This window comes from Polaromonas sp. (assembly GCF_031411155.1).
Lineage (GTDB): Bacteria > Pseudomonadota > Gammaproteobacteria > Burkholderiales > Burkholderiaceae_C > Polaromonas.
Window position 1 is genome coordinate 1 of record NZ_JANOAL010000257.1, and the last position, 3,856, is coordinate 3,856.

Consider the following 3,856-nt stretch of genomic DNA (forward strand, 5'->3'; position numbering starts at 1 on the left):
CGGTTCTGCGTGTCGACACGAATCGCCACCCTGATCTGCGCACCGTTGTCCAGCGGCAGCGTAAACTCACCGTCTTTCAGGCGCGTGATGACGCGGCGCACCGACTCTTCGGCGTTGTCCTGCACATGGCGCATGTAGGCCAGCACCACGCCCAGGCTGAAGTGCCCGACCATCTTGCGCAGTTCCTGCACGCCTTTTTCGTTGGCGGCGATCTGCGCCTTCAGGTCGGCCATGTTCTGCTGCGGGTTGCGTGAAGGGTATTGACCGCTTTTGAGCAGCGCCATCATCCCGGCCTCGCGCAGCACACCGCGATCGACCAATTTGACGTTGTTGATCTGCACGCCCTCTTCTTCGATGCGCGTGGAAAACGGCGGCATCGAGCCCGGCGTGATGCCGCCAATGTCGGCATGGTGGCCGCGACTGCCGACGTAAAACGTGGGCTGGGTCTCGATGCCCAGATACACCGGGGTGATGACCGTGATGTCGGGCAGATGCGTGCCGCCATGGTAGGGGTCGTTCAGCACATAGACATCGCCCGGCTGCATGCTGCCGGCGTTCTCGCGGATCACGGTCTTGATGCTCTCGCCCATGGAGCCCAGGTGCACCGGCATGTGCGGCGCGTTGGCAATCAGGTTGCCTTCGGTGTCAAACAGCGCGCAGCTGAAGTCCAGCCGCTCCTTGATGTTGACCGAGTAGGCGGTGTTCTGCAGCTGTAGGCCCATCTGTTCGGCAATATTCATGAACAGGTTGTTGAACACTTCCAGCAGCACCGGGTCCACGCTCGTTCCTGCTGCAAATTTGATATCACGCGGTGCCCGTCGTTCAAGGACAAGGTGATCAAATGCTGTTAAATTCGCCTCCCAGCCCGGCTCCACCACGGTGGTGGCGTTTTTCTCGGCAATGATGGCCGGCCCCTTGACGATGTCGCCCGGCTGCAGGTCTTCACGCACCACCAGCGCCGCTTCAATCCACTGGCTGCCCGAGTACATGCGCACGCCATCCTTCACTTCCGGGCGGCGCGGCACCTCGCGCGGCGCGTGCAGCGCCTGGCGCGGTTCGGCCGGCGCGTCGCCAGCCACCACGGCTTCTACCGACACGGCTTCAACAATCAAGGCTTTGCCCTGCATCAGGAAGGAAAAGCGCTGGCGGTAAGCAGCCTCGAAACCGGCCGTGATCCTCTCAAGGCTGCCAAAAGGCACGATCAGCGCGGCGTCGCTGCCTTCGTAGCGCACATGCACGCGCCGGTGCGTCTTGATCAGGCCGGTGCTGAGCTGCTGGCGCTGCAGCTCGGCTTCAGCGGTGGCCGCCAGCACATCCATCCTGGACGCGACTTCGGGCAACGCCGCCGCGGAAAGCTTCAGCTCCACCGCCTGCTCGCGAATCACGTTCTGGTCGGCCAGGCCCATGCCATAGGCGCTGAGCACGCCGGCCAGCGGGTGCACAAACACCCGCGTCATGCCCAGCGCATCGGCCACCAGGCAGGCATGCTGGCCACCGGCGCCGCCAAAGCATTGCAGCGTGTAGCGCGTCACGTCATAGCCGCGCGCCACCGAAATTTTCTTGATGGCGTTGGCCATCTGCTGCACCGCGATGTGAACAAAGCCTTCTGCCACGTCCTCGGCGCTGCGCCCGGTCTGCCGGGCCAGTTCATTGAATCCGGCCTGAACCGCCGCGGAGCTGAGTGGCTCATTGGCGTTGGGGCCAAACACGCTGGGAAAGAAGCCGGGCTGAATCTTGCCCAGCATCACATTGGCATCGGTCACCGCCAGCGGCCCGCCGCGCCGGTAGCTGGCGGGGCCGGGGTTGGCGCCGGCGCTTTGCGGCCCGACGCGAAAACGTTCACCGTCAAATTTCAGAATCGAGCCGCCGCCCGCCGCCACGGTGTGAATGCTCATCATGGGCGCGCGCATGCGCACGCCGGCCACCTGGGTTTCAAACTCGCGCTCGAACTCGCCCGCGTAGTGCGACACGTCGGTCGAGGTGCCACCCATGTCAAAGCCGATGACCTTGTCGATGCCGGCAATGGCGGCGGTGCGCGCCATGCCGACAATGCCGCCGGCCGGGCCGCTCAGAATCGCATCCTTGCCCTGAAACATATGGGCGTCGGTCAGGCCACCGGAAGACTGCATGAAAAACAGCTTGACCCCTGGCATCTCTGCGCCCACCTGCTCCACATAGCGGCGCAATATCGGCGACAGGTAGGCATCGACCACGGTGGTGTCGCCCCGGCTGACGAACTTCATCATCGGGCTGGTCTCGTGCGAGGTACTGATCTGGGTAAAGCCCACCTCCCGCGCAATCCGGCTGGCGGCTTTCTCATGGGCGGTGTAGCGGTAACCGTGCATGAAAACTATCGCAAGGCTTCGCAGCCCTTGCTGGTAGTGCGCAGTCAGCTCCTTTTTTAATAGCTCTTCATCGAGCGCCTGCAGCACCTCGCCCTGGGCGCCGACACGTTCCTGGGCCTGCACCACGGCGCTGTACAGCAGCTCGGGCAGCACGATGTGGCGGTCAAACAGGCGCGGCCGGTTCTGGTAGGCAATGCGCAGCGCATCGCGAAAACCCTGCGTCGTCACCAGCAGCGTCGGCTCGCCCTTGCGCTCCAGCAGCGCGTTGGTTGCCACCGTGGTGCCCATTTTCACGCTATCCACCTGCTGCGCATCAATCGGCTCACCGGCTTGAAGCCCGAGCAGATGGCGAATGCCGGCGACCGCCGCATCAGGGTACTGCTCGGGGTTTTCAGACAGCAGCTTGTGCGTGACCAGCGTGCCGTCGGGCTTTTTGGCCACAATGTCGGTGAAGGTGCCGCCGCGGTCTACCCAGAACTGCCAGCGCTTGGTATCTTGTTCCATACATCCCTGTCGTAGTGAGTGCTCAGGCGGTGCCTTGCAAGAATTCCCATCATGCCGCATCGCGCCATGCCTCAGAATTGTAGAGAAGCAAGCCGTCTTTTGGCGGGCAGAAAACACCATGCACAGCACCCTTTTGCTTGACACCACCGTGCCGCGCACTCTTGACGGCTGGGTCAGCCGGTTCACGCAAGGCCCGTGGCGCGGCGCGGAGCTCGAAGGCTGGCTGTTTGAAGGGCGGGCAGCGCGCCGCATCGCCGAGCAGCGGCTGGCGGCGGCGGGCGTGCGCGCCAGACTGCGCAGCGCCTACAAGCCGCTGCTGCACTACTTTCTGGAGGAAATTGACGGCGGCACATTGACCGCCGCGCGCATCCACTACCCGGTTCACCCCAGCGCCTCGCCGCAGCGCTTTTTGCTCGAAGCCTATCCGCTGGCCAGCCTGCTGCCGCACTGCCGGTTTGAGTTTGCGCCCGGCAGCGACGCTCTGCACTACCAGCTGGCGCTGACGCTGCGCGATGGCCGGCAGTTGGCGGCCCGCGTGTTTGCGCCCAATCGCATCCATGTGGACCCGACTGGTGCCACCCTGCTCTCGCCCACCGGCTGGCTGCGTGCCACAGCAACGCAATTGGACGGCGCCGAGCAGACCGACTACGAGCTGGCCTTTGAGAAAATCGTGCACACCGTGAAGCAGCACCGCTGGCCGGCGCAGGCGCCGTATTTCGAGCGGCTGGACATCCGTGTGGACATGCCGGCCATCGAGCAGCCCCTGCCACTGGGCCATGAGTGCATCAGCAGCCTGGAAGCCCTGCACGAGGACATTTATTTTTCGCTGCTTGAGCTGTTCCAGCACCAATCCGGGCAGCCGCCCCATGACAGGCGCCTGCAGCCGGGGCAGATCGTGCCCGATGTGCGCGCCAGCGATACCGCGCCGCGCCTACGCATCAGCCTGAACCGCTTCGACGTGCGGGCGCAAGACCAGCGCGCCAGGCGCCACGTCCACCCCGCGACGC

Annotated in this window: 1 protein-coding gene and 1 pseudogene; one reads left to right on the forward strand and one right to left on the reverse strand. The window is 64.3% G+C overall.

The features are described from left to right. A partial coding sequence (locus RMO23_RS15365; protein ID WP_309683360.1) for a hydantoinase/oxoprolinase family protein occupies window positions 1-2,849 on the reverse strand: 2,849 nt, incomplete at its 3' end. A 118-nt stretch (window positions 2,850-2,967) separates the two neighbouring features. Here RMO23_RS15365 and RMO23_RS15370 point away from each other — a divergent pair. Next, window positions 2,968-3,856, forward strand: a pseudogene (locus RMO23_RS15370) (peptidase M14); the annotation flags it as partial.